The sequence below is a fragment of the Microcoleus sp. AS-A8 genome, from assembly GCA_039962225.1.
Lineage (GTDB): Bacteria > Cyanobacteriota > Cyanobacteriia > Cyanobacteriales > Coleofasciculaceae > Allocoleopsis.
Genome location: JAMPKV010000011.1, coordinates 239,939 through 265,001 on the forward strand (window position 1 = coordinate 239,939; position 25,063 = coordinate 265,001).

Below are 25,063 nucleotides of genomic sequence, written 5' to 3' on the forward strand. Positions count from 1 at the left end.
CTAAATAGCTGCAACAATCGCTAGGAGTTGGCGATGGGGAAGTTAATCGTTCTCAAGGTAGATGGTGATTTCAATCAAGGTTTTCGGGTAACCCTGGAGATTGGCTCAGAAGGCGATCGCCCGGAAGTGGAGGTTTTGGGCAAGTTGCCCCCCGCGCCGGAACTGCTTGCACAGTATAGCGGCTGGCAGTCAAGCTATCGCAGTTTGGGCAAGGCTACCCGTATCCTTAAGGCCAAAGGAGTGAAGATTGATAGTCCTCTCAAAAGCCGGAAACAAGAGTGCCGCACCCAATCCTTTGAGTTTCGCGATCGCCTGAATTGCTGGCTCAGGGCTGAGTCCTTTCTCTCAATCCGAGAGAAGTGGCTCTCAAAAGTCAGCACATCGGATCAGGTGCGGGTGCTCATTCGTGCCGACAACCAGCAACTATGGCAACTCCCCTGGCACCAGTGGGATTTATTGGAACGCTACAGCTTTGCAGAAATTGGACTCAGTTCTCTGGAGTGTGAAGCACCTCCACGAAGAGAGACGCCTCGCGATCGAGTACAGGTTAAAATTCTCGCGATTTTGGGCAATAGCCAAGGCATTCAAGTCGAGCAAGATCGGCAACGGCTAGAGAATTTACCCAACGCCGCCACAACATTTTTGGTGGAACCGCAACGCCAAGAACTCAATGAGCAACTTTGGCAACAACATTGGGATATTTTATTTTTTGCAGGTCATAGTCAGACGGAAGGTGAAAGGGGGCGGATTTATCTCAACCAAACGGATAGCTTAACCCTAGACGAACTCCGGTATGCCCTGCAAAAAGCAGTGGAAGGCGGATTACAACTGGCGATTTTCAACTCCTGTGATGGATTGGGCTTAGCCAGGGAGTTAGATAAATTGCACATCCCCCAAATGATTGTCATGCGGGAGCCAGTGCCAGACCTTGTAGCACAGGAATTTTTAAAGTATTTTCTCGATAGCTTTGCCAGGGGTGAGTCTCTCTATCGGGCAGTACAGGAAGCGCGGCAGCGATTGCAAGGTTTAGAAGATCACTTTCCCTGTGCTAGCTGGTTGCCAGTCATTTATCAGAATCCTGCCGCCGTACCTTTGACATGGTTACAATCGCCCGAACCTGCCACAGAACTTCCCTCTGTACAACCGATTCCCCCAACCGTTCCCCCCTGGCGTCGCTGGCGAACCGTCTTGGTCACAAGTTGGGTGGTTACCAGCTTAGTGCTGGGAGTGCGCTCGCTGGGAGTTCTGCAAAGTTGGGAGTTAAAAAGCTACGATCAGCTCCAACGTCTTCGTCCTTCAGAATTACCCGATGCTCGCATCCTATTAGTGGGAGCCGATGAAGAGGATATCCGTGAATACAAGCATCCGCTACCCGATGCCGTTCTGGCGAAGCTGATTGAAAAACTAGAGCAATATCGACCCGTTGCGATCGGACTGGATATTTTTCGCGACCAACCTGTACCGCCCGGTCATGATTCACTCGTCGCCCAGTTACAGCAGAATCAACGTCTCGTTACGGCGTGTGCGCTAGGCACCAGCCCAGAAGATGCGATCGCACCCCCACCCAACAGCCCAGCCAAACAAGTAGCCTTTATTGACTTAGAAAATGACAAACCAGATGACACCGTTCGTCGCCATCTCCAATCCCGTACCCCCAATCCGATTTCTCCCCTTTCAGTTTGCAAGACACCCTATTCCTTTAGCCTGCAACTAGCCTACCGATATTTGGAAGCCAAGGGTATCCCAGCAAAAACAACTCCTGATAAAAACTGGCAGTTTGGTAATGTCGTTTTTAAACGTTTAGAGTCTCATAGCGGAGGGTACCAAAACCTGGATGCACGGGGAAACCAGGTGTTAATCAATTACCGTAACACTCCTCAGATTGCTCAATTCGTTACTCTCAAACAGGTCTTCGCCGGGAAGTTGGAACCGGAGTGGGTCAAGGATCGGGTCGTTCTGATCGGTGTCACCGCCGCCAGCATTCAAGATGATCACAATACCCCTTATGGCAGAAGACGAGGGCTGGAAGTTCATGCTCACTTAGTGAGTCAGATGCTCAGTGCCGTTCAGGATGGACGCCCACTGATTTGGTGGCTGCCTCAATGGGGTGATGCTTTGTGGGTTTGGGCTTGGTCACTGACGGGTGGAATACTCGTTTGGCAGATGCGATCGCGTTGTGTGGGTAAGGTTGAATCACCACGACGCTTGGTTCTGGCGGTTGCCATCTCTGTTAGTGTTTTGTATGGAGTGTGCTGGGTTGTCTGGCTACAAGGAGGTTGGCTACCCCTGATTCCGGCAGCAATCGCTTTAGTGATTACAGGTGGTGCGATGCCTTCGGCGGTTCGCAAAGCGACCATCGCCTACATGCCATTTCCCAGCCGTCAGCCTTAGTAGACACACCGCAGTACTCATCGTTTCCTAATCAATTTAATCGATGATACACCGACCAAAAGTAAAACTTGCCTTTGTTAGTGTTTTTGCGATCGCTGGCTTCACCAGCCACCCTGCACCTGGATGGACACAACTCATTTCACAAAGGATGGCGAATCAGTCACCCGAACAAACAAATCCGGGTACACCTATTGGTCCAAGAGGGGGAGGGGGAACCCGCGAACATGAGCCACCCATGCCACCAGATACCGGCAGCCCTGACAATGGGGGAACACCAGGGGGAACCCGAACACCAGGGGGAACCCGAACACCAACAAAAGCGTGCAAGCAGACTGCTCAGCCGCTTACTGCCTTGGTACCTGCAAATGGTAAGGGTTTAACGACTGCTGAGCATCCAGTCTTCTGGTTTTATATTCCCTATGCACCTCAAGACATACAGTCCATTGAGTTTTCAGTACACAATTGGGAAGACACGGCTACTCTCTACCGGACTCCTCTCCAACTTTCTAAAACACCAGGAGTGATTGGTATCCCCTTGCCGCCAAGTCCGGAAAACTCTCTAAAACTTAATGAGAGCTACCATTGGCGCTTGGTTGTTAATTGCGCTCAGAACGAAAGTTCTGAAAATGTCCTGGAGCTGGATGGTTGGGTGACGCGAGTTCAGCAAAGCCCTAACAGTGTCACTTGGTATGATGAACTGACAAATCTCGCTAAACGCTACCTGTCTGAGCCACAAAATCCTGAAGTGAAGAAGGCTTGGTCAGAATTGTTGAAATCTGTTGGTTTGGAAGAAGTTGCTCAAGCGCCTCTACTTAGTACAGTCGGTAATTCTAAAAATCACTAACTGCCTATCAGCTTACTAGGCAATAACGGAAATATTGCTGGCAATCAGGGATAGATTCGTCGATAATGTCGCAAACTGCACTTGCCCGAACGTACCGATACCATCCATATCAAAAAACAGCCCTCCTGTAGCAGAGTCATAGATGAAGCGATCGCTCTCATCGGCAGCAGCAGAACCAATCGTAAACTGATCCGAAGACAGAGCACCGATGCTCAGTCCTCCGCCGAACCCACTCGCTGAAAGCACCAGCTTATCTTCCTGCTGCAATGCGAAATCGGAGATGATGTCAATCCCGTCTGTGGGGGAATAGAAGGTAAATTGATCTGCACCAACCCCCCCGGTGAGCGTGTCGTTGCCAAAATTGCCGACTAGGGTGTCATTGCCAGCCTCGCCATTGAGGGTGTCGTTTCCGCCGCCACCGTTGAGGACGTTAGAGACATTATTGCCAGTAAGGGTATCATTCCCTGTACCACCCGTTGCATTCTCAATCGTCACGTTGTAAGCAATGGCTAGTGTCTGGCTGACATTCTCCGCTCCATTCCAATAGGTAGGGCCGAGTTCGCTCCACTGACCCGCACCCAGGTTAATCTTGGCGGCTGAAGATTGATTAGACCAGTTGATGGTATCGATACCACCCCCATCCCAGATGGTTTCCAGTAGCTGTTGTCCTGGTGCCCAAGAATAGACTGTATCGCCGCTACGAGTGCTCATATTCGCACCGTAGAGATACTGAATCGCAGCGATGTCGTTCAACATCGGCGTAGTTGGGAAAAAACTCTGACCCAGACCAGCATTAACCGACTGACCAACATAGGATTTGTAGCTCATGACTGTGTAGGCAGTGCTGTCTATGTTGGAATCAGCAACCACTCCACTCCCCTCAGTCTCATGGGGATGCTTCAGTCCTAAAGCGTGCCCAATTTCGTGCAGGAATGTGATGTATCCATAGGTGCCTTTTGTGTCAGTGTCATAGTTGCTGCTATGACTGAACCATACATCTCCTGCTTCTGGGGAAGCCCCAGGAAGATAAGCCCATGCTGTAGACGGCAAAGAGGATTTGGCAAAGCGGAGGTCTCCGGCAACTGTAGAGGAATCGGTGACTTGGGTGAATTGAATGTTAGCAATTTCACTCCATGCTGCAAGGGCATTCACCACAGCATTTTGTTGAGTACTCGTCAACGGTTCAAAGCCGGACAACGCTTCACCCGTGCCGTAGTTGTTTTTGTAAATCGAGTTAGATCCACCGAAACTATAGGTCAAGCTGGCAGATGTTCCTACAGAACCGCCCCATTTTTGCTCGGAAAGAAGGCTGTCAATATTATTACTGCCAAATAAGGAAACATCAGAAACAACACCGTTTGAAGTAGGGGTAGCCATAGGGATCGCGCTATATGAGATGAGTAGATGTGGTTATGGGGTTTTCGCCTCGTGGATTACGATAGTTACCAAAAGCCGTTTTCCGTCTAGGTTTCAGTGCTTGAGTTTTAAATTCACCAACATGGGGCTTCGGCGATTCGATTATTGGACTTTTGGATTCTACTATCCAACTCCAATCTGTGAACCTCTATGGATTACTCATACTAGGTGTCAGAAATTATGCAGATGATTACAATAATTAATATTTTTGTGCCGGGAAGGTTGAGCAGATGTGTCAATTTACACCCTAATATATACAGCCGATAAAACACTAAAGCCAATTCCCAACTAAAACATAAGGTGCCCAATAGTAGGGAGCTTTATATTGTTTAAACAGAGCTAACTGAGCTTGATGCAACGCTTCAGCCTTCGTCACGCCTGGGTTGGTCAACTCCTTGTAGAATTGTCCCATTAGTTCAGCCGTAGAGCGATCGCTTACTTGCCACAACGTTGACAGCACACTGCGTGCCCCTGCCCTCACAGCTATCCCCGCCAGCCCCAAAGTCGCTCGCTTATCCCCTTGCGCTGTCTCACAGGCACTGAGGACGAGTAGCTCAATACTCCTAGATGAACTTTGGTTGTTAATCCGATGCCACCTAGCTCAAAATCTTCTCTAAAACTGAAGCAGAGCTACCGTTGGAAATTAACTGTTTATTGTACTGCACAACCAAAGCCAGAGGATGTTATTGCTCTGGAGGGTTTGGTGACACGAGTTGAGCAAAGCCATAATCTTGAGGGTGCCATTTGGTATGATGAACTGACCAATCGTGCTCAACGCTTCCGATTGGAGCCACAAAATCCTGAAGTGAAGAAGGCTTGGACAGAATTGTTGAAATCTGTGGGTTTGAAAGAACTAGTTGAAGCACCTTTGGTGAGTTCAGTCGGTAATCCTGAAAAAGACTGAATGTTCTTATTGAATAATTGGCTAATTGTTTGGAGTCAATCTATTAGCTGGATTGATTAGTTTCTGCTGTGACAAAAATGAGCGATTACTTTCACAAGTTAATAGTTTTTTTTACACAATAAATGTGTTACAAATGTTAATCTAATTTTGCATAAAACTCTGGCTTTTTCACATGAGTTATAGACAGAAGGTGAGCGAAACAGCTAAGCTGCCTGTAACTATTTTGTATTAACCAGAGAATTAGATATGGAAAGTATTCAGCCAGTTCTGACCCATGAAATAGCTCCGTTTGATTTGAGTGGAGGACTGGAACAAGCCAAGAACAATTTTTTATTAGACCCTTTGAGTAACAATTCCGAATTAGGGAGTGCCTGGGGAGCAGGTGCTATGAGTTCAGCAGTTGAGCAGCCATTAACACTGTCTGCTCAAGAAGTAGGCAACCCTAGCTCAGGTTTTGATGTCTACAATTTTCCGGAATCTTATGGAACTACTTTAGATGGAAAGGCATCTAACTTAAGTTCCGAAACTGGGGTTCTCACGGCGGGAGAAACAAGCGATCCTCTGCTCTTTGGTGATAACTATATTGCAAGCGTTGTACCAGATCCTGGTAACACCTTAGGAGCCGCATATGACGTTGGTACGCTCAATGGCACCCGTACCTTGACGGATTTTGTTGGCAGCACCGACACCAACGACTACTACCGTTTTAGTCTCGCCAGCGTCAGCAACTTCAATGTGTCCCTGACTGGCTTGAACGCGGATGCTGATGTACAGCTATTAGACAGTAATGGAAACTTCATTACATATTCAAATCGTAGTAGTAATGGCGATGAATCGATTAACCGCGCTTTGGCAGCGGGTACGTACTTTGTTCGGGTCTATCAGTACAGTGGCGATACCAACTACACCCTGAACCTGTCCACTGATCAACGCAGCAACCTCCTACCCACTGAGACTGATATTGGTACTCTCACGAACACCCTTACCTTTACGGATTTTGTTGGCAGCACAGACACTGCTGACACCTACCGTTTCAGTCTGGGTGGTACCAGCAACTTCAGCCTATCCCTGACTGGCTTGAGTACTACCTATCCCAATGATGCCGATGTACGACTGATTCAGGATGTCAACAACGATGGGATGATTCAAGACACAGAAGTCATTGCCAGTTCAGCTCGTGGTGTTGGTCAAGATGAATCGATCAACTTTTCCGGCTTGGCAACAGGCACCTACTTTGTCCAGGTCTATCAGTACAGTGGCGATACGAGCTACAATCTAAGCCTCTCAGCCGCGAGTTCCAATTACGCGCGTACTGTATCAGGAAGCCTGCGAGCTGATACGTTTACATTCCAGCGTGGCTACGCCCGTACAGTTTTCTCTGGCAATGGTAATGTTGACTTTGGTAGTGGTTCGCGAGACGTACTTGATTTTTCCAGTATTTCATCTAACACAGTCAGCTTTAACTTAGCCACCAGCACAAGTGGTGGTGTGCTATATAACCCTGGGAATGGCACTCGTGTCTTTGATGCCATCACAGTTAATAACAATCAGATCCTCTTTGAGGGAATTGACAGAATTCGCTTTGCAGACCGGACGATTGACCTATCAGTGACGCCCAATGATCCCCTATTTGGGCAACAGTGGAACCTGCACATGATGGGAGTTCACAATGCATGGCGCTTCACTACAGGTTCAAATCGGGTGCTAGTTGGTGTGCAAGACACAGGGTTAGGAACCGACCCTAATGGCTCTATCCACAATGATCTACGCACAACAACTATCTACACAGATAACTACCGTGACGACTACTCCCGTGGTGGAATCGCGAAAACGACTTCTCACGGTACTTCAGTCCAAGGCATTATTGCTGCTGCCAGTAACAATGGCATTGGGATGAGCGGGATTAACTGGAATTCTCCTGTTTTCAACATTGATGTCCTCGACGGTAACGCTGGAGATCAATCCCTAGCCGAAGCTACACAGAACATGATCAACCAGGCTAATAGTCAGGGACAACGTCTTGTGATCAACATGAGTTTAGAAGGCGGTGGCATTAACTCGGCATTCGAGCGACTTATTGCTAACAACCAAAATAATGCTCTGTTTGTCATTGCATCTGGCAATGGTGATACTAGTAGTGTTAGTTACCCAGCCTCTCTGGCTAGCAGATACAACAATGTTATTGCAGTTGGTGCTTCCTGGGGGACTCGTGATTGGTATGGCAATACAACAACACCCGGTACTCGCATCTCTTACCCAGGTTGGTGGGGTTCTAATTATGGGACTGGACTAACGCTGATGGGACCTTCTGAGGTGATTGCTACCGATGCAACTCGTTCATCATCAGGCTCAGTTAACTTTGGCTTTAACACTCGCTTCAATGGAACTTCAGCTGCGACACCAAACGTTACAGGGGTTGCTTCATTGGTGTGGAGTGCCAATCCCAATCTAACCGCCACGCAGATTCGGACAATTATGTCACAAACAGCCTATGACCTAGGTGCATCTGGATACGATACAACATACGGTAACGGGTTTGTTAATGCTGATGCCGCTGTCCGGCGGGCAATGGCAATAGCACGAGGTGCTGCCTGATAGACAAATGAAACAGGAGTGGTTTTGGATTTTTTTACCTGATGGGAAACTTTTCAAAATCACTCTGCATCTTAGGGTAATAATAATGATGGGATAACTCAAGCTGTATGGTCTTTTTAACTCAAACTCTTTCCGCTCTAGTTTTGGGCAAGGAGATATTTAAGCTAGTGAGCCTGGGTGCAGTTATTACAGCAAGTGGTTGCTATTCCCAAGCTCTAAGTAGCCCATCTCGCTCACTTCCTTCACAGTCTAGACCTTCTTTGCAAGCTCCCACAATGAATAAATCTGTTAAATTTGAAAGCCTTGACGTTGGTCATAGTCCCTTGGAAGAAGGGTTTCAACCTGAACCCAAAGCTATTGTTTTCCGAAATCAGCAGGAATGGGCTAAATTTTGGGCGAGTAGTTCTTTCCTAGATATGAACTTGCAAAAACGTCCTGCTCCGGCTGTAAATTTTGATAAGCAGATGGTAATTGCCTTAACTTCAGGTTCTAGACCAACTGGAGGATTTAGCGTTCGGGTTGATCGCATCGCGCCCGTTCAGAATCAGCTGGGTAATCGGTGGGTTATTCATTACAGTGAAATCATCCCTGATAAAAATTGTCTGTTGACTCAGCAACCCACAACACCTGCTGTTTTTGTATTAACTGAGAAGTCTAATGTTACGGTTGAGTTGAGAGGTCAGAAAATTACTTCTACTTGCTCTAAGTGAGCAGTTGATTTTTGCCAGAGAGGTTAAAGGCTACTACTCGAATCGGTACATTCTCTGCCTGTTGTTTCCACCCACATTCCGCATCCTCGACTGGCAGAATCGGTTTTTACGGAATTGGGAATTGACAACGGAAGTCCATTATCCTTAAGGGGATGGGAGAAAGTGCAGCACCGTCGGTAATGAGTCATTGATGGGTAATTGGGACAGCGATCTTCGGTGCAATACAGGACTTGTAGGAGCACAATATTGTCGTGTCCTACCGCATGGTATAGGCAACTCCAAGCCTCTATTGACAGGTATAGTCGATCATAGAAGGCCGGCTGGAAGTTTATAAGCGAAGGCGATCGCTCAAGACTCTGGACTCTTCATGGTTTGGCAGCTGCTCTAGAGCGCTGCCAGGAATGTTGACCTTATGAGCTACAGCTAGACAAACCCTCACTTTTGGTCTACAAGCCCAGGAAACTCTGGATCGATCTTGGAGTCGGCTCCTATATGAGGAGAACCAGCTCTTGTAGACGTGTTAGAAGGCGTCATAGGTCTGATCTCACCAACTCGGGTAGAACGAGTGCCAACGTCATAGCTTATTTCTCTGTCGGGTGACTGGGTGCTGCGTGACGTTGGGGAGCTATCTGTATTTTGTTCAGGCATAGCTGGGACATTCACCAGACTTGGGTCAAGCTTCGCCGCCGGGTCATTTGGTGATAGTGGATAGGTTGGGGAGCTATCTGTATTTTGATTTTGTTCGGGCATGGCTGGAACATTCACAAGACTTGGATCAAGCTGCGCTGCTGGGTCATTTGGTGACAGTGGGACTGAACGAGGTTGAGCTGGATCAGCCTGTGGAAGTGCCTGTGTTACCCCAGCAAGGGACAGGATGATAGAAGCTCCAGTTAACAATGGTAGAACCCACTGTTTGTTGCTCAAAGACTTCATAAAAATTCCTTACTCAATAACAATATAGTTCAGCTAGAGATAAAGACGAAGTAAATTAACCTTTGTTTCCTCACTACGATCAAAGGAAATTATGTTATTCCATAAAATGTCAAAGTTTTTGTTACAAGTTTGTCACCCCCAGTGGCTTGTCGGCGCTGGGGGTGAGAGCTGTGCATAGGGAGTTGCCTTACCAAAACAAGAATTTTGTGGAAGGGTGGGGATGCCTTAGTTGCCAGTAGCAATCCAGGCATTGAGATCTTTTAACTTGTTGGAGTCAATGCGGGTACCGCAATTGTTTGGTTTGCATGAACCCTCATTTCCGTCCGTGTGGACACCAAAGACATAGCGGTCATTGTTGATAATCCGGTAAATCCCACTCCCACTCTGACCGCTATTTGTATCGATTTGATAATGGAGGCGCTGCGAGGTTGAGCTGCCAATCGAACCGGCATCGTAGTAGAGGTAAACACTGCCCTTGTCGCCCGGGTAGCCTGCTATGTTGCCAGTCACGCCATTAATAGATGAATAGTAGTTATAGCCCAACCATCCGGTAGTATTGCCAATGTTTCTATCGAGGGTAACTAGAGCAAAGTCGTAGTTCTTGTTTCGATCTTTCGTCCAGCCCGTGTAACTTCGGAAATAGGTGGCAAAGACCGATCCATAAGGTTTATAGGTTCCATTGAGACCAGGAATTACTTCCATTTTAGTGATCCACCCCCCCCTGGACGGATTATGAACACAATGACCCGCTGTTAATAGATACTTGGCACTGATCAGCGTGCCTGAACACCCATAAATCTGACCGTTGGGATAGGTCACGTATAGTTTTGCTTGGGTACGCCAGGGATAGGTAGTCGTGTTGTCGATCCGGATGCGATCATCTTGACCAATTACGCTGCTGGGTGTAGGTCCAATCGTGCGAACTGGCACCCCCTTGTCAGGCTCTTGCTGAACCGTTGGATCTCGTCCCAAATTGGGAACACCACCCTGTTGAGCTGTGCTAGAAGATAGCTGTTGTTGGCGACTAATCTCTTGGACAGTACCAGTTTGAGGGTCATAGCCTACTGCTGAGACTGAGACAGGTGACTGGGGGGAGAGGGGAATCGTAGATATGGTCGGTCCAGGCTGGGGCATAGCTGGGACATTCACAAGCTTCGGATCGAGCTTTGCAGCCGGGTCATTCGGTGACAGTGGAGCTGTAGGTACTTGAAGTGCCTCAGGCTGTGAAAGCGCTTGTGTCACTCCAGTAAGGGTCAGGATACAGGATGTTCCAGCTATTAAGGGTAGAATCCACTGGTTCTTGTTAGTACGCATATATTTCACAAATTTTGAACTAGTACAACACGACGGAAATATTCCGTCACAAAAGCTCTTGCCAATGTCAATTTTTGCTAGTTAGCTGTAGTACTTATCGCCCTTGTCTTTGCCTTTTATGCGAAAGTCCTCCTAGATTTCTTGCAAAAATCAATTTTTGCCAGGTAGCTGTGGTCGTTATCGCCTTTAGCTTTGCTTTTTATGCAAGAAGTCTAATTATTAGGTTGATGTTTGAATTGAGGGTTAAGCGGAAGTTGCTCTCCCTCTATCTATTACTCAACTCAAAAAGCCAGAGTTTTATGCAAAATCACTAAAATTAATTTATGTAACAAAAATTACAATTACTCACTGTTTATGATAATTAAAAATTAATAGATATCTCAAAATCTCTCAATACAGCAAAGACTAAAGCCAATTCCCAACTAAAACATAAGGTGCCCAATAGTAGGGAGCTTTATATTGCTTAAACAGAGCTAACTGAGCTTGATGCAACGCTTCAGCCTTCGTCACGCCTGGGTTGGTCAACTCCTTGTAGAATTGTCCCATTAGTTCAGCCGTAGAGCGATCGCTTACTTGCCACAACGTTGACAGCACACTGCGTGCCCCTGCTCTCACCGCTATCCCAGCTAACCCCAATGTCGCTCGGTTATCTCCTTGTGCTGTCTCACAGGCACTTAGGACAAGCAACTCAACGCTTTTAGAAGAACTTTGGTTGTTAATTCGGAGCATGTTGTTCAAGTCACTGCTGTTGAGGAGTTGATCGTAAGCCAGAATAAATGTTTCTTCAGGGTCAGAACTGAATTTACCATGAGTTGCGATATGAACAACAGAAAAAGCACCGGAATTAATCTTGGTTTGAAGATTCGCCCCCGTAAATTTTAGATTCAATAGTAATTCTGAAGGTAAAATACTCCCAACTTGTTGCAATTCATCTACTACATTAGGAAGTTCGTTAAACTTTCGTCGCTCAACTTCTCTCTGCTCGCTCACTCCTGCTGTCAATATCTCTAACTTTTCTCGCTGCAAGGAGCGCAGGTCAAAAAGCTGCAAACCTGGAACCAAAGCAACAGCATAGGGCTTCTGCATCAGATACTCTTTCTTTTTGCCATCATAAAGTACTGACATGGGAATATTTCGCAGCACCCCATCCAACACAAACACTAATGTTTTGACTTCTCTAGTGTTTTCTAATTCTTGCTCCAGCGGTCTAATCAACCATTCGTAAAGTTGTGTAGCTTTTTGGATAACTTCTTCTGGACGGTTGCGTCTTAATAAGTTTGATCGCAAATCGATCGCCGTTTTTTCGACCTCTGTCTGTTTGGCAAAATTTACATAGTGTTTGAGAGGCTGTCCTGGAAGTTTGGCAATCACTTCTAATCGATCTTCCAGAATAATTGGATAAATAAATACAGCTTTCTGGTCTACCTTGTCACCCTCTTGGTTAAGCTGTACTCTCTGAGAAAGGTTACAGCTCAGGAAATTTTCCAGTTCAGCTAACTGGAGAGCGTCAATGGCCTCAATAGCTTCCTTAAGATCGGTTTGGCTGGGTTCGGAATTTCCCTCAGTTCTTAATAGTAAATCAACGAGTTTGCGGTGAATCGGTTCCACATTGTCTCGAAAGGAGAATTGTACATCTGAGTCAATGGTGAGCAAGTCGCTCTTGACGGACTTGAGGGTTTTAACTGCTTCTTTATAGGCAGGAATCGCTCTTTTTCGATCGCCTTGTTTTTCCCATAAACGTCCCAACTGCCATTCCCAACGGTAGCGAATATCGGGAGCTTGACTCTCCTCAGCGAGGAGGAGAGCTTTCTGGGTAAGCTCTTGCGCTGCTGACCACTGTTCGGTCAGTTCATAGAGTCCACCTAACTGCCCCAGAGCATAGGATTCGGCTCTTCGGTCTTTGAGAGTACGAGCCTGTTGGACTGTATCGGCTAAAATCTGGGCAATTTCTGGCGAGGAAACTGGGACGAGGCTTTGCTGGGGAAGCTGTTCTCTCAGCTTTTCTTGGCGATGTGCGCTATCGCGCCTCTTGCACGAAATTGTATATTTGTCAATATTAGGCCGGAGACAAGTCAGACTTTGAGCAAAGTTTAGTCGGGCATAGATATTGGTTCGACTCGCAGGCAAGCTGGTAATCGACGGCCTGATTGTGGCTTGCAGTTTTGCTGCCTCTGACCATTTCCCAGTTTCTATTAAAAGACTGAGCAAATTTAAGTGAGCGTGAAGTCTGAGGGGAGGTGAGTCAGTGGCCTGTTGATAAAATGCGATCGCAGCCTGAGTATGCTTCGTCTCATCTTCTTCCTGACCAATCGCGATCGCTCTATTACCCAAGGCGCGTTCGGTATTCCCCAACTCCAGCAAAGCCGAACCAAGCGCTTTAGAGAGTTGAAAGTCTTTAGCCACTTGCAAACTGGTTTGCAAAACGGATCGAGACTCTCTTAGCCTGCCAACTTGTCTAAGAGCCTTACCCAAGCTTTGCAAGCCAGTTGCTCTGAGTTCGGGGTTAGATTGCTGCTGTAGGATGTTCTCAACCTTCAGTAATTCCGCTTTAGCCTGAGTGCTGAACCCTAATGCTTGTAGAGTCTGGGCTTGGTTAATTAAACTACCAATAATGCCTGTCTGATTACCCGCTTTGTCGTAAGTAGCGGCTGCTCTCTTCCAGGTTTCCAGAGCTTGCTCTAAATGTCCTTTTGCCCATTGCAGGCGACCTTGAGTGTTCAAGGCTTTGGCGAAAACATCTAAGTAAGCCTGGCTGTTAGCTGTTTGTGCCTGGTTCTTTAGAAGGTTAAGGCTGTTTGCGATCGCACCTTCTGCCTCCTGCCATTGTCCCAAGTGCTGATAAGCCAACGCGAGATAGCGCAACACTAGCGCTTGGTTCAGAGTATCTCCCTGAGTTACAAAAGTAGAAACTGCCTGCTGCCAAACCTCTATCGCCTGCGAAAATTGTCCAGCCTCATAAAGTTCTATGCCCTGTTGCAGTAACAAGTTGGCATTTGAGGTCTGAGAAATGCCTTGAGAAGTGCCTTCAATCGGTTGAGCTGACAGAGCGGGAACCGATAAGGTTGTAATAAGTGCTAACAAGGCTATAAAGCTGAGTCTGACTATCTGCTGGTACGCCTTGCGTGGCGCGGACTTCCCCAAGAGTCGGATTGGATGGCAAAATAGAGGCGATTTGCTGCTCATGGACTGGTTCTCCAACACTGAAAAACGAAGAATCAGGATAGCTAACGTAGGCGACAGCGACTTTGGGTGCCAGTGGTGGGTACCTCAGCCACAAGGACAACTTCCCCTTTTTGATTAATCCGCCACCCTTGAGCCTCGACAATTTTGTCAGGTGGGGTTGCGGGTGCGGCAGAGACAGGAACAGCACGAGCCTCAAGCTCAGTTCCCTGTGTGGCAGATGGTACATCTTCCCAGATGTCACTGCTGCTGATAGGTTCGTAAGGATTAGGCGCTAAACCCCCTCTGCCAGTGTTGAAAAAGCCAATAGATGCCTGCTTTCCACCTGCTTGGCAGTCCTGGGCAACTTCCACATTGACTGGCTCAACTGGCAAGTTGGCTAACCCCCTGCTGGGGTCAACATCGGGGGTGTTGATGATCACTACACCGCTGACGCCAAACCGAGAACTGGCGGTAATATCACTTAAAGGGGTATCTTGTGGGCGCAATTCAATCCCATAAATCCCATGAGCTGTGATGTTGATATTTCCGCCTCGACCTGTGAACGCATTGGCGCTGATGTCGCTATTTTCTTTGGGAACGGCAACGATAAAGTCAGCATCAATTACGATGTTGCCACCATCTCCGCCCGCCCTAGCAGTACCTGCGGTAGTGGATATACTGCTACCGTGGCGCATCAACAACAATTCCTGCACCTGTAGGGTAATATTCCCGCCTCTGTTGCTAGTCGTCTCGGCAGAGATTGAGGCTTTATTGTTAATGACCAGCGAATCTGCCTGAATGTGGACATTACCGCCTTGTCCAGTACCCTTGCTATCCACAGCAACACTTGCGCCATTCAGAATAATGCTCCTACTGGAGCTAATGAAAATACTGCCACCGTTACCAGTAGAAGCGGGGTCTGTGTTGGCCAGCAGCCCACTGCCAACCCCGACTAAGGTAACACCATCAAGGCCCGTCGGGGTTGTGCCCCCATCATTGCCACCACTGAGAGCGTCACCGCCGCCAATATTGTTGGAGACGCCTGGATCGTTGCCGCCCCCAGGAAAGTTGCCGCCGGTGTTGCCACCCCCAGGAAGGATGCCGCCGGTGTTGCCGCCCCCAGGACTTTGCTCGATTCCAGAACGAACAAGGGTATTCTCTATTGTTAGATTCTCGCCATAAATCGTAATACTACCGCCACTCCCAGCAACGACATCAATTGTACCGCCATTGAGTAAGACATCTGTCCGTGCTAAACCCTGAGAAAAGCTCAAGCGCAGACTGCCGTTATCAACCTCTAAACCAATGGTTCCTGAGCCTGCTACTCCCCCCAACTCAATTCGACCACCTGGAGCCTGCAAAAAAGCGTCATTGAGTTCCACATTGCCACCCACAAGAGCTAAGGTTTTACTATGGGGCACTTTGAGTTTAGATCCCTGCACCCGAAGACTTCCAGCATTACCCTCGTATTGCAAACCCAGAGGAACACTGATGGTCAGCAGGGGTGTAGTTTGGGTTGCAGTGGCACTAAAGTGGGTACTATCAGCAAAGGTCAGGCTACTAGCGGTACTCCCAATGAAAGAGCCGCCAATGTTCAGCGAGGCATTAGGGCCAAAAATAATGCCATTGGGATTGAGTAGAAACAGGTTGGCTGTGCCGTTGGCTGTGATCAAACCATCAATGTTAGAGACAGACTCACCAGTCACGCGCGTCATGATATTTTGAATATTGAGCGCATTGTTGAAGTAGGCAGCGCCGTTGCTGGGTACAGAAAACTCGCTAAAACTGTGGAAGAGATTTGTACCCCTAGTTGCTCCGCCATCAATCTGGAAAGCTCCTGGTCGGGGAGATGTGACTAGAGAACTTTCAGCACCCAATGTATTATCGCTAGCCACTTGGGCCACAGCGTAATTTCCAGAGACAGCGATTGCCCAAAGGGCACAAGTGTTGCTGAAAGCGAAGCAGCGCATTAAGGTAATAGCTCCACCTAATACTAAGGAATTAACTACACTAAGCTTCCAGCCCTCCTGTAATCCACTTATAGTCTTCATAGAACCATCGGTTTCCTATGTGCTGTACTCTTTCAACTCCTGTCGATCTCCTAGTAATTTTCTGCTCATATCTTTGCTCTCAAACACTGTGAAATCAATAAGCCACAGGCTGCTAATATACGCGACAGCGAGTTTGGGGGTGGGTAGTAGGCATCTGTGGAACGAGAACAACTTCTCCTTTTGCATTGATCAGCCACCCTTGAGCCTCGACAATTTTGTCAGGTGGGGTTGCTGATGCGGCAGACACAGGAACAGCACGAGCCTCAAGCTCAGTTCCCTGTGTGGAAGAGGGTACATCTTCCCAAATGTAATTGCTGCTTATCGGTTCGTAAGGATTAGGTGCTAAACCCCCTCTGCCAGTATTGAAAAACGCAACAGTTCCCTGCTGTTGAGCTGATTGGCAGCCTTGTGCAACTTCTACGTTGACTGGCTCAACTGGCAAGTTGGCTAACCCCTGGCTGGGATCAACATCTGGCGTGATGATTGTTACCGTCCCATTTAATGAAGAATCTGCTCCTGTGGCGGTAATGTCACTTTCTGGAGTCAACTGCGATCGCAACTGTGTACCAAAGATACCTTGAGCTGTGATATTTACATTTCCGCCACGGAAGTCCTGTGAATTGGCACTGATGTCACTATTTTCCAAAGCGGCTAGGACACCTGTATCAATGGTAATATTGCCACCGCTAACATTGCTTCCAGAGGCGTTGGTGCTAATGCGGCTGCCATGACGCAACACTAAATCCACAGCAGTCAGGTTGATATTCCCCTGCCCCCCTTGGGTGTTAGCGTTGATGGTTGCGCCATTGTCTAGACGGATAGAGTCAGCTACAACATTGATATTGCCTGCATTCCTTTGACTAAAGCTGCCGACATTCAGGCTTGCATTATTGCTCAGAGAAAGTGTTCCTGTAGTGATATGGATGCCGCCTGCGTTGCCTTGGCCTTTAGGAGCCACCCTGCTGTTGACAAAACTCTCATCTGTCATGGAGATGCGATCGCTGGCACGAAGGATCACCTGGCCTGCATCTCCTTTGCCCTGGGTAGTGGCACTGAGTCCAGCCTGATTCACCAGAGAAAGCCTTCCGGTCGTCATGTCAATTCCGCCAGAGTTGCCCTCGGCGTTCTCTTCCACCCTACTGGAGACAAAACCTCCATCCAAGGAAATGGAATCGGTAGCCCGAATGATGACCTGGCCTGCATTTCCCACTCCCCGAAGTCTGGTACTGAGTGAGGCTTTATGCGAGAGAGAAAACGAATCAGTAGTGATGTCGATGCTGCCTGCCTCGCCATGACCGTCTTTGTCTACGCTGGTACTCAGTGAAGCTTTATTGGTTAAAGACAATGTTTCTGCACGGATGACAATGCCGCCTGAGTTGCCGTCGCCGTTAGAAGCTATCCTGCTGTTGACGAAACTCTCATCGGTCATGGAGATGCGATCGCTAGCACGAATGATTACCTGGCCTGCATCGCCTTTGCCGTGGGTGGTGGCACTGAGTCCAGCCTGATTCACCAGAGACAGCATTCCTGTCGTGATGTCAATCCCACCTGAGTTGCCTACAGCGTTCGGTTCCACTCTGCTAGAGATGAAACCCCCATCCAAGAAGATCGTATCGCTGGCACGAATGATGACTTGACCTCCATTTCCCACCCCCCCAATGTTGGCATTGAGTGAGGGTTTATTGCTCAAAGAAAGCGAATCGGTGGTGATGTAGATGTTGCCTGCCTTGCCTTGACCGTCCTTGTCCACGCTGGTACTCATTGAGGCTTTATTGGTTAGAGAAAGTGTTTCTGCACTGATGACAATGCCGCCTGATTCGCCGTAGCCGTTAGAAGCTACTCTGCTGTTGACAAAACTCTCATCGGTCATGGAGATGGTATCGCTGGCCCGAATGATGACCTGGCCTGCATCGCCTTTGCCGTGGGTGGTGGCACTGAGTCCAGCCTGATTCACCAGAGACAGCATTCCTGTCGTGATGTCAATCCCACCTGAGTTGCCCACAGCGTTCTGTTCTACTCTGCTAAAAATGAAACTCCGATCCAAGGAGATAGTATCGCTGGCACGAAGGATAACCTGGCCGGCATTTCCCTTTCCCCGAATACTGGCATTGAGTGAGGCACCATTGCTTAAAAACAGCGAACCAGTGGTAATCTCGATATTGCCTGCATTACCCAAGGCGTTCTGATCTACTTGATTCTCTACTCTACTTCTCTCAAAAGAAACTCTATCAGAAGCGTTAATCACCACATTTCCCGCCTGAGCCTCCGGTATTCCGCCATCTTTCCTTATTCCAGCTATCAGCTTACTTCCTCCTGATACGGCTAAATTACGAGCATTGATGGTAATAAAGCCTCCACTCCCAGCAGGTACATTCACAGAAGCACCATTAGTAAGAAACACATCGGAAAGCGCTACATTATTAGGAAAGTTCAAGCTGCCATTCTCATTCAGCCCAACTTTCCCGGCTGTAGATAATCCTCCTAACTCAATTCGTCCTCCCGGTGCTGTTAGTTTCCCTTTGTCTAAGCTCACATCACCGCCTACCAAAACTAAGTTTTGATTAGGTTTGACTTCTAGATTAGATCTATTCACCTTTATAGGGGCAGGATTGTCTGCCAATTGCAAGCCGAGCGGAACATTTACCGTCAATTGGGGTGTCGTTTGAGTATCTGTGGCGCTGAATTCTGTACCATCAGCAAAGAACAGGCTACTAGCTGTACTGGCTATGAAAGAGCCGTTAATGTTGAGCTTGGCATTGGCACCAAAAATAATCCCGTTGGGATTGATTAAAAAGAGGTTGGCTGTGCCATTAGCTCCTATCAAACCATCAATATTAGAGACGGAGCTACCTGTCACGCGGGTCATGATGTTCTGAATATTGAGCGCATTATTGAAGTAGGCGCTTCCACCAGTGGGTACAGAAAACTGGCTAAAACTGTGGAAAAGATTTGTACCCCTAGTTGCTCCACCATCAATTTGAAAAGCTCCTGGTTTAGAGGATGTGACTCTAGAATTTTCATCACCCAAGGTATTGTCACCGACAACTTGACCCAAAGCGTAGTTTCCAGAGACTGCGATTGCCCAAAGGGCACCAGCGAAGCTTTTCACGAAGCATCGCGTTAGGGGTATCGCTTCACTGATTAAGGAATTAACTCGATTAAGCCTCCTGCCCTTCTTTAATCCACTAAGAGTCTTCATAAGATATTCGCTTTACTCTTGCAACTGTGTATAAAAAGCAAGAATCAGGGTAGCTAGCGTAGGCGACAGCGATTTGGAGTGCCAGTGGTAGGTACCTCAGCTACAAGGACAACTTCCCCTTTTTGGTTAATCCGCCACCCTTGAGCCTCGACAATTTTGTCCGGTGGGGTTGCGGGTGCGGCAGAGACAGGAACAGCACGAGCCTCAAGTTCAGTTCCCTGTGTGGAAGAGGGTACATCTTCCCAAATGTTACTGCTGCTCAGAGGTTCATAAGGATTAGGTGCTAAACCCCCTCTGCCAGTATCGAAAAACTCAACAGCTCCCTGCTGTTCAGCTGATTGGCAGCCTTGTGCAACTTCTACGTTGACTGGCTCAATGGGCAAGTTAACTAACCCCTGCCTGGGGTCAACATCGGGCGTGATAATTTGCACAGTGCCGTTTACCCCAAACTCAGAAGTGGCGGTAATATCACTCAACGGAGTCAGGCGAGGACGGAATTGAAGGCCATAGATACCTTGAGTTGTAATGTTGATATTGCCACCTTGACCTGTGAAGGCATTGGCGGTGATGTCGCTATTCTCTTTGGGGACAGCAAGGATAAACTGAGCATCAATCGCGATATTGCCACCATCTCCCCCAGCTTGAGCCGTGCCTGCGGTAGTAGATATACGGCTACCGTGGCGCATCAGCAATAAATCCTGCACCTGTAGGCTAATATCGCCGCCCGAATTACTAGCCGTTTCGGCAGAGATTGAGACTTGATTATTAAGGGTCAGAACACCCGTCTGAATCTGGATATTACCGCCTTCCCCCGCGCCCTGGCTATCTACAGCGACACTTGCACCATCCCGAATCACCACCGCCCTGGGGTTACTAATCAAAATACTGCCGCCATTGCCGATAGAACCGCGATCTGTGTTGGCAAACAAACCACTGTCAGCTCCGGCTAGGTTAAGATCATCACGTACTCTCAGGATGATGTTCCCAGCGTTGTTGCTGCCGGCTGTAGTGGTGCGGAGTTGTCCGCCATTAATGGCCTCAAAACGATTTGCCGTCACGGTGATACTTCCACCAGTACCACCGGAAGTAGAAGCAGAAACCTGTGCTGTATCCAGGACAGTCAACAATGGGGTATTAATTATCACATTTCCAGCCGCTCCAGCGCCTTCAGTCCGAGCAAATAAGCCACTGACAGCACCATCCGTATCAACTTGATCAAATTGGGCGAGGCGTGCAGCGAAAGTGGAATCATTGCCAGCAAGGATGATGCGATCGCTGCTATTAACCGTAATGTTTCCTGCATCTCCGCTACTGAAGGCCGTGGTGAGGAGTTGTCCACCATTGGTAACCTCAAGCGTATTGGCATCGACATTGATATTACCGCCCTTAAAGGCACTCCGACTGACGGCACTCAAGACTGCGCTATCCGATACTCGCAAGGTACTGGTATTAACTCTGATATCACCACCCTGGCCCCCAGCCCCCTCTTCCGTGTTAGTCAACAACCCACTAGAGAATCCTGTTGTTGAACCAACTCCAGAGAGGTTAACCGTATCTGAAATGTTGATTGCAATATTTCCTGAGTTTCCTGCTCCAAAGGTTGCGGCAAATAGTTGAGCGCCGTTGGTTAACCAGAGGGATTTAGCTGCGAGCTGGATGTCGCCACCATTGCCCTCCGCTTTCGCCGCTACACCGCTAATAATCGCGCTGGTATCGCCGATGAGCGAAATAGAATCATTAGCCTGTACAAAAATGCTGCCAGCATTTCCTGTGCCAAAGGTGCTGTTGGAGATACGGCTCCCATCTACTAGAGATAGGTAACCTGTCTGGATGTCAATGTTCCCGGCCTGACCGTTGGCTCCAGAGTCTACATTAGAGTAGATTTGGCTATTGGTGAGGGAAATAAAATCATTGGCTTGTACCGTTATATTACCCGCGTTTCCCTGCCCACCCGTATCAGCAAACAAGACCGAGTTATCAGTCAAGGAAAGTGAGCCAACACTGAGGTTAATGTCACCCCCTGAACCGATCGCTCCTTGTTCTACGCTGGAATCTAAAGCAGCACCTTCACTTAAGGAGACAGAGCCAGCTTGGATGTTGATTTTGCCCCCTTGACCGATAGCTCCTTCTCTGACAGCGCTGTAGATTCGACCATTGACAAGCACAATGGATTCGTTAGCCTGCACGGTGATATTGCCAGCATCTCCTTGACCAAAGGTACTCGTACTCAGGTCAGCACCATCAGTTAAGGAAAGCAAAGGAGTCTGGATGTTGATGTCGCCACCGTCACCTTCAGCTTCCCAGTACACATTGCTTCTAATACTAGTGTTGCCTGCCAATGAGACAGAGTCATTGGCCTCAATCGATATTTTTCCAGCGTTTCCCTGCCCAAAAGTGATCGCGCCTATTTGAGCGTTATCTGTTAGGGAAACAAATGTAGCTTTGATATTTACGTTGCCGCTATTCCCAGTAGAATCCGGAAGTACAGAATTGGTAATTATACTTCCCTGTCCTATCTTTACCTCTCCTACTGCATCAAGTGTGATATCTCCTGCTTGAGTGCCATTGAACCCAAAGTCGGCATCGAATCCAGCCCTAACACTACTGCGGTCAATGGTTAGATTATCGGCATAAATTGTAATGCTACCGCCGTCACCGAGACTTCTGATCACACTGCGATTAACGGAGACATCTGTGCGTGCTATGCCTTCAGGAACGCTTAAACGCAGACGGCTGTTATTCTCTTCCAATCCAACGGTTCCCGAACCGCTCACCCCCACCAACTCGACTCGACCTTCGGGAGCTTCTAACAAAGCGCGATTGAGCTGCAATTTACCACCGACAAGAGCTAAGGTTTTACCATTGGGTACTTGGAGGATAGAAGTCTGCACCTGAATACTTCCGGTATTACCCCCATATTGCAACCCAATGGGCACATTAATACTTAGCAGTGGTGGGATTTGGGGGTCGGTAGCGCTAAACGCCAAGCCATTTTCAAACACCAAACTGTTTGCCGTCGTCGCTACAAAGGAACCGGCAACATCCAGTTGGGCATTTGGCCCAAAGATAATCCCGTTAGGATTAATCAAAAATAAGTTAGCTGTCGAATCACCAAAAGTACCGAGCAGACCCAGAATTCTTGATGGATTACCACCCGTCACCCGTGCCAGAATATTCTGAATACCAGCCGGGCTATAAAAGTAGGCTCCTCGATCAGCCTCAACATTAAATTCCAGAAAACTGTGGAATAAATTTGCCTCGCGACGCGCTCCACCATCGATTTCGTCAATCGGCAATCCCAGGTCATCAAGGGGTGTAACAACAGAAGGTTCAACCCCTAAAGTGGCATCGGGGATAATCTGAGCCAGGGTAGGATTTCCCAAAGAAGCGATCGCTCCACCGAGCAAGAAATTTATTAAGAGAAAATTAAATCTATGTAGAAGAAATTTAGAGAAATAATAGGTAAGATTCGCCGAGCCACTTTTATCAATTTTTGCTCGGCTATTAATTGGCACCTGCTTTCTCCTCTTTTTTGATTATTTATCCTTTCAGTTAACAAATTCTAGTTAAGATTTCCCAAAAGGATGAATAATTAATAAAAATCAATAATTAATGGCAATCATTAACCAGGATGGCTCGAACAAAACTTCGGAATTTATAAAAATTTTATTTAATTTTAATTTAGCTGTAACCGAAAACCTGTGTAAAATCCCGATGACCTGAAGCGGAGCTCACCCATTGCAAATTGCAATTTTTATTCTCACTCTCATCCTCGTAATCTGGCAGCCACGAGGACTCAGTATGGGATTTACTGCTTTAGGCGGAGCGCTGCTTGCCCTCATTACTGGTATCGTGACCTTGCAAGACGTAGCGATAGTTTGGGGAATGGTATGGAATGCTACATTGACTGCGATCGCTCTCATCATCATTTCCCGCATTCTCGATGAGGCAGGTTTTTTTCGAGGGTTGGCACTGTGGCTAGCTTACGCCGGATTGGGTCGCGGGCGTCTCTTCTTTGTCTTATTAATGGTGTTGGGAGCCTTACTAACGGCTAACTTGAGCAACTATGGGACAGCCTTAATCTGGACGCCTACCTTGATGGAAATGCTGCTGTTACTAGGTTTTAGCTCCAAAGCCACGTTTGCCTTGGTCTTCGCTACGGGTTTTATCGCTGACGCGACGAGCTTGCCCTTATCAACCAGCAATCTGGTCAATCTGATTTCCACCGACTATTTTAATATTTCCTTTTTTCGCTACCTCTTAGTGATGATACCGGTGAATTTTGTTGCAATCGCTACCGGCACGGGCGTCATTTGGTTCTACTTTGATCGTTATATCCCTTTTACCTACAACCTTGACCGTATGCCCCCACCGGATAGCGTTATTCGTGACCCTGTCGTTTGCCAGTGGAGCTTTGCTGTCCTCGGTTCACTCCTGATCGGCTACTTCTTGGCTCAGCCCTTGGGTATCCCCGTTTCTTCTATTGCTGTGAGTGGTGCTTTGGTGATGCTAGCCATCTCCGGACGTTGGTTCCACCAGGATAATACCGCCATCCTTTCTTTGAGGAAGGTGTGGTGTGAAATTCCCTGGTCAGTGCTTGGGTTCAGTCTGGGGATGTCAATTCTTGCTTTGAGTTGGCGTAATACAGAGTTAACGACTCTGCTGAGCCAGTTGTTAAAGCAGCTATCGGGATGGGGACTCACTCAAGTTGCTATGGGTACGGGTTTCTTGGCAACTCTGCTATCTGGCGTCATGAATAATATCCCAGCAGTACTGATTAATTCTCTAGCGATTCAAGATGTCTTGGGGATCGATTCATCCGTTCGAGAAGTGATGATGTATGCCAATGTAATTGGTTGTGATCTGGGAGGGAAAATTACACCGATTGGCAGCCTCTCCACCCTGCTCTGGCTGAATATTCTAGCCCGTCAAGGACGACCCATAGCCTGGGAGCAATATATTCGCATCGCTTTTATTGTCACCCTCCCTGTTTTATCGGTAAGCTTGCTTGGTTTAGCCATCTGGCTACCTTGGCTAATTGTCTGAGTGGCTTACGAAGGAAGGAGAGTGATTACTCATTTTATATTACTTTGTATTAACCTTTATCGCGCTCGCTTACAGGGACGGTTCACTTGATTGAATCGCCTGTGATCGAGAAGGGAATTAGAGAACATGAATTGTAACTCTGGAAATTTATTTAGTGAATAAAGGAAAAAAGTGGCTGGGAAAACCCATGATTAACAATTGAAAAACGCGAGATCACGTTATAGGTATAGAAAGCTTCAATGGTTTAAGCAATGTTAAACAATTATTTAAGGAATATGTATTACTATTAATTTATCGGAAAAGCTAGTTCTAGGCTTTAAACTAGTGATAAAGATTTGAAAGTTTCATTACTTTGGGTGTATCTGCTTACCTCTCAACCACTGCTTTAAGAGCAGGGGCGTAAAATTTAGCAAATCGCTGTTCGAGCGTTTTGCAAACCGTATAGCGCGTCGGCGATGTAAGACAAGCCATAGACGGCTGCTCTGAATGAGGCTGAAT

General features: G+C 47.6%; 13 protein-coding genes and 1 pseudogene. 6 read left to right on the forward strand and 8 right to left on the reverse strand.

The features are described 5' to 3' along the window. The first annotated feature begins 33 nt into the window (after positions 1-33). Both NDI48_19390 and NDI48_19395 read left to right on the forward strand, forming a co-directional pair. Positions 34-2,391, forward strand: coding sequence for a CHASE2 domain-containing protein (locus tag NDI48_19390; protein ID MEP0833335.1), 2,358 nt, complete (start codon positions 34-36; stop codon positions 2,389-2,391). A 43-nt stretch (positions 2,392-2,434) separates the two neighbouring features. Beyond that, on the forward strand, positions 2,435-3,235 hold the full coding sequence (locus NDI48_19395; protein MEP0833336.1) for a DUF928 domain-containing protein: 801 nt from the start codon (positions 2,435-2,437) through the stop codon (positions 3,233-3,235). Between the two features lie 15 nt (positions 3,236-3,250). Here the strand turns inward: NDI48_19395 and NDI48_19400 are convergent, their stop codons facing one another. Both NDI48_19400 and NDI48_19405 read right to left on the reverse strand, forming a co-directional pair. Beyond that, positions 3,251-4,612, reverse strand: a complete 1,362-nt coding sequence (locus NDI48_19400) for a M10 family metallopeptidase C-terminal domain-containing protein (protein MEP0833337.1) — start codon at positions 4,610-4,612, stop codon at positions 3,251-3,253. A gap of 310 nt (positions 4,613-4,922) precedes the next feature. Beyond that, positions 4,923-5,228, reverse strand: a pseudogene (locus NDI48_19405) (CHAT domain-containing protein). A gap of 12 nt (positions 5,229-5,240) precedes the next feature. Here NDI48_19405 and NDI48_19410 point away from each other — a divergent pair. The 3 genes from NDI48_19410 to NDI48_19420 all read left to right on the forward strand — a co-directional run bounded on the left by NDI48_19410 (position 5,241) and on the right by NDI48_19420 (position 8,860). After that, positions 5,241-5,555, forward strand: a complete 315-nt coding sequence (locus NDI48_19410) for a DUF928 domain-containing protein (GenBank protein ID MEP0833338.1) — start codon at positions 5,241-5,243, stop codon at positions 5,553-5,555. A gap of 246 nt (positions 5,556-5,801) precedes the next feature. Then, positions 5,802-8,150: a S8 family serine peptidase gene (locus NDI48_19415; GenBank protein MEP0833339.1), complete on the forward strand. Its 2,349-nt coding sequence runs from the start codon at positions 5,802-5,804 to the stop codon at positions 8,148-8,150. 275 nt (positions 8,151-8,425) lie between these two features. After that, positions 8,426-8,860: a protease complex subunit PrcB family protein gene (locus NDI48_19420; protein MEP0833340.1), complete on the forward strand. Its 435-nt coding sequence runs from the start codon at positions 8,426-8,428 to the stop codon at positions 8,858-8,860. Between the two features lie 435 nt (positions 8,861-9,295). On the opposite strand, the gene NDI48_19425 is transcribed toward NDI48_19420, so the two are convergent. From NDI48_19425 to NDI48_19450, 6 genes are all read right to left on the reverse strand, one after another. Beyond that, entirely contained in the window at positions 9,296-9,793 is a 498-nt protein-coding gene (locus NDI48_19425; protein MEP0833341.1) for a hypothetical protein, read from the reverse strand. A gap of 225 nt (positions 9,794-10,018) precedes the next feature. Then, a complete protein-coding gene (locus tag NDI48_19430; protein MEP0833342.1) occupies positions 10,019-11,107 on the reverse strand; it encodes a trypsin-like serine protease in 1,089 nt (362 codons plus the stop codon). A gap of 405 nt (positions 11,108-11,512) precedes the next feature. After that, positions 11,513-14,290 carry a CHAT domain-containing protein gene (locus tag NDI48_19435; protein MEP0833343.1) on the reverse strand — a complete coding sequence of 926 codons (2,778 nt, stop codon included), beginning with the start codon at positions 14,288-14,290 and terminating at the stop codon, positions 11,513-11,515. A gap of 41 nt (positions 14,291-14,331) precedes the next feature. Further along, positions 14,332-16,320 (reverse strand): filamentous hemagglutinin N-terminal domain-containing protein, encoded by a 1,989-nt coding sequence (locus tag NDI48_19440; GenBank protein ID MEP0833344.1) that lies wholly within the window; start codon positions 16,318-16,320, stop codon positions 14,332-14,334. 112 nt (positions 16,321-16,432) lie between these two features. Beyond that, a complete protein-coding gene (locus NDI48_19445) occupies positions 16,433-19,519 on the reverse strand; it encodes a filamentous hemagglutinin N-terminal domain-containing protein (GenBank protein ID MEP0833345.1) in 3,087 nt (1,028 codons plus the stop codon). A 53-nt stretch (positions 19,520-19,572) separates the two neighbouring features. Further along, positions 19,573-23,034 carry a filamentous hemagglutinin N-terminal domain-containing protein gene (locus tag NDI48_19450; GenBank protein ID MEP0833346.1) on the reverse strand — a complete coding sequence of 1,154 codons (3,462 nt, stop codon included), beginning with the start codon at positions 23,032-23,034 and terminating at the stop codon, positions 19,573-19,575. Between the two features lie 223 nt (positions 23,035-23,257). On the opposite strand from NDI48_19450, the gene arsB reads away from it, so the two are divergent. Continuing rightward, entirely contained in the window at positions 23,258-24,565 is a 1,308-nt protein-coding gene (arsB, locus tag NDI48_19455; GenBank protein ID MEP0833347.1) for an arsenical efflux pump membrane protein ArsB, read from the forward strand. The last annotated feature ends 498 nt before the right edge of the window (positions 24,566-25,063 follow it).

Excerpts from the sequence above, each read along its gene's own strand:
- NDI48_19390 (MEP0833335.1), top strand. The coding sequence starts at position 34 with ATGGGGAAGTTAATCGTTCTCAAGGTAGATGGTGATTTCAATCAAGGT.
- NDI48_19395 (MEP0833336.1), top strand. The coding sequence starts at position 2,435 with ATGATACACCGACCAAAAGTAAAACTTGCCTTTGTTAGTGTTTTTGCG.
- NDI48_19400 (MEP0833337.1), bottom strand. The coding sequence starts at position 4,612 with ATGGCTACCCCTACTTCAAACGGTGTTGTTTCTGATGTTTCCTTATTT.
- NDI48_19410 (MEP0833338.1), top strand. The coding sequence starts at position 5,241 with ATGCCACCTAGCTCAAAATCTTCTCTAAAACTGAAGCAGAGCTACCGT.
- NDI48_19415 (MEP0833339.1), top strand. The coding sequence starts at position 5,802 with ATGGAAAGTATTCAGCCAGTTCTGACCCATGAAATAGCTCCGTTTGAT.
- NDI48_19420 (MEP0833340.1), top strand. The coding sequence starts at position 8,426 with ATGAATAAATCTGTTAAATTTGAAAGCCTTGACGTTGGTCATAGTCCC.
- NDI48_19425 (MEP0833341.1), bottom strand. The coding sequence starts at position 9,793 with ATGAAGTCTTTGAGCAACAAACAGTGGGTTCTACCATTGTTAACTGGA.
- NDI48_19430 (MEP0833342.1), bottom strand. The coding sequence starts at position 11,107 with ATGCGTACTAACAAGAACCAGTGGATTCTACCCTTAATAGCTGGAACA.
- NDI48_19435 (MEP0833343.1), bottom strand. The coding sequence starts at position 14,290 with ATGAGCAGCAAATCGCCTCTATTTTGCCATCCAATCCGACTCTTGGGG.
- NDI48_19440 (MEP0833344.1), bottom strand. The coding sequence starts at position 16,320 with ATGAAGACTATAAGTGGATTACAGGAGGGCTGGAAGCTTAGTGTAGTT.
- NDI48_19445 (MEP0833345.1), bottom strand. The coding sequence starts at position 19,519 with ATGAAGACTCTTAGTGGATTAAAGAAGGGCAGGAGGCTTAATCGAGTT.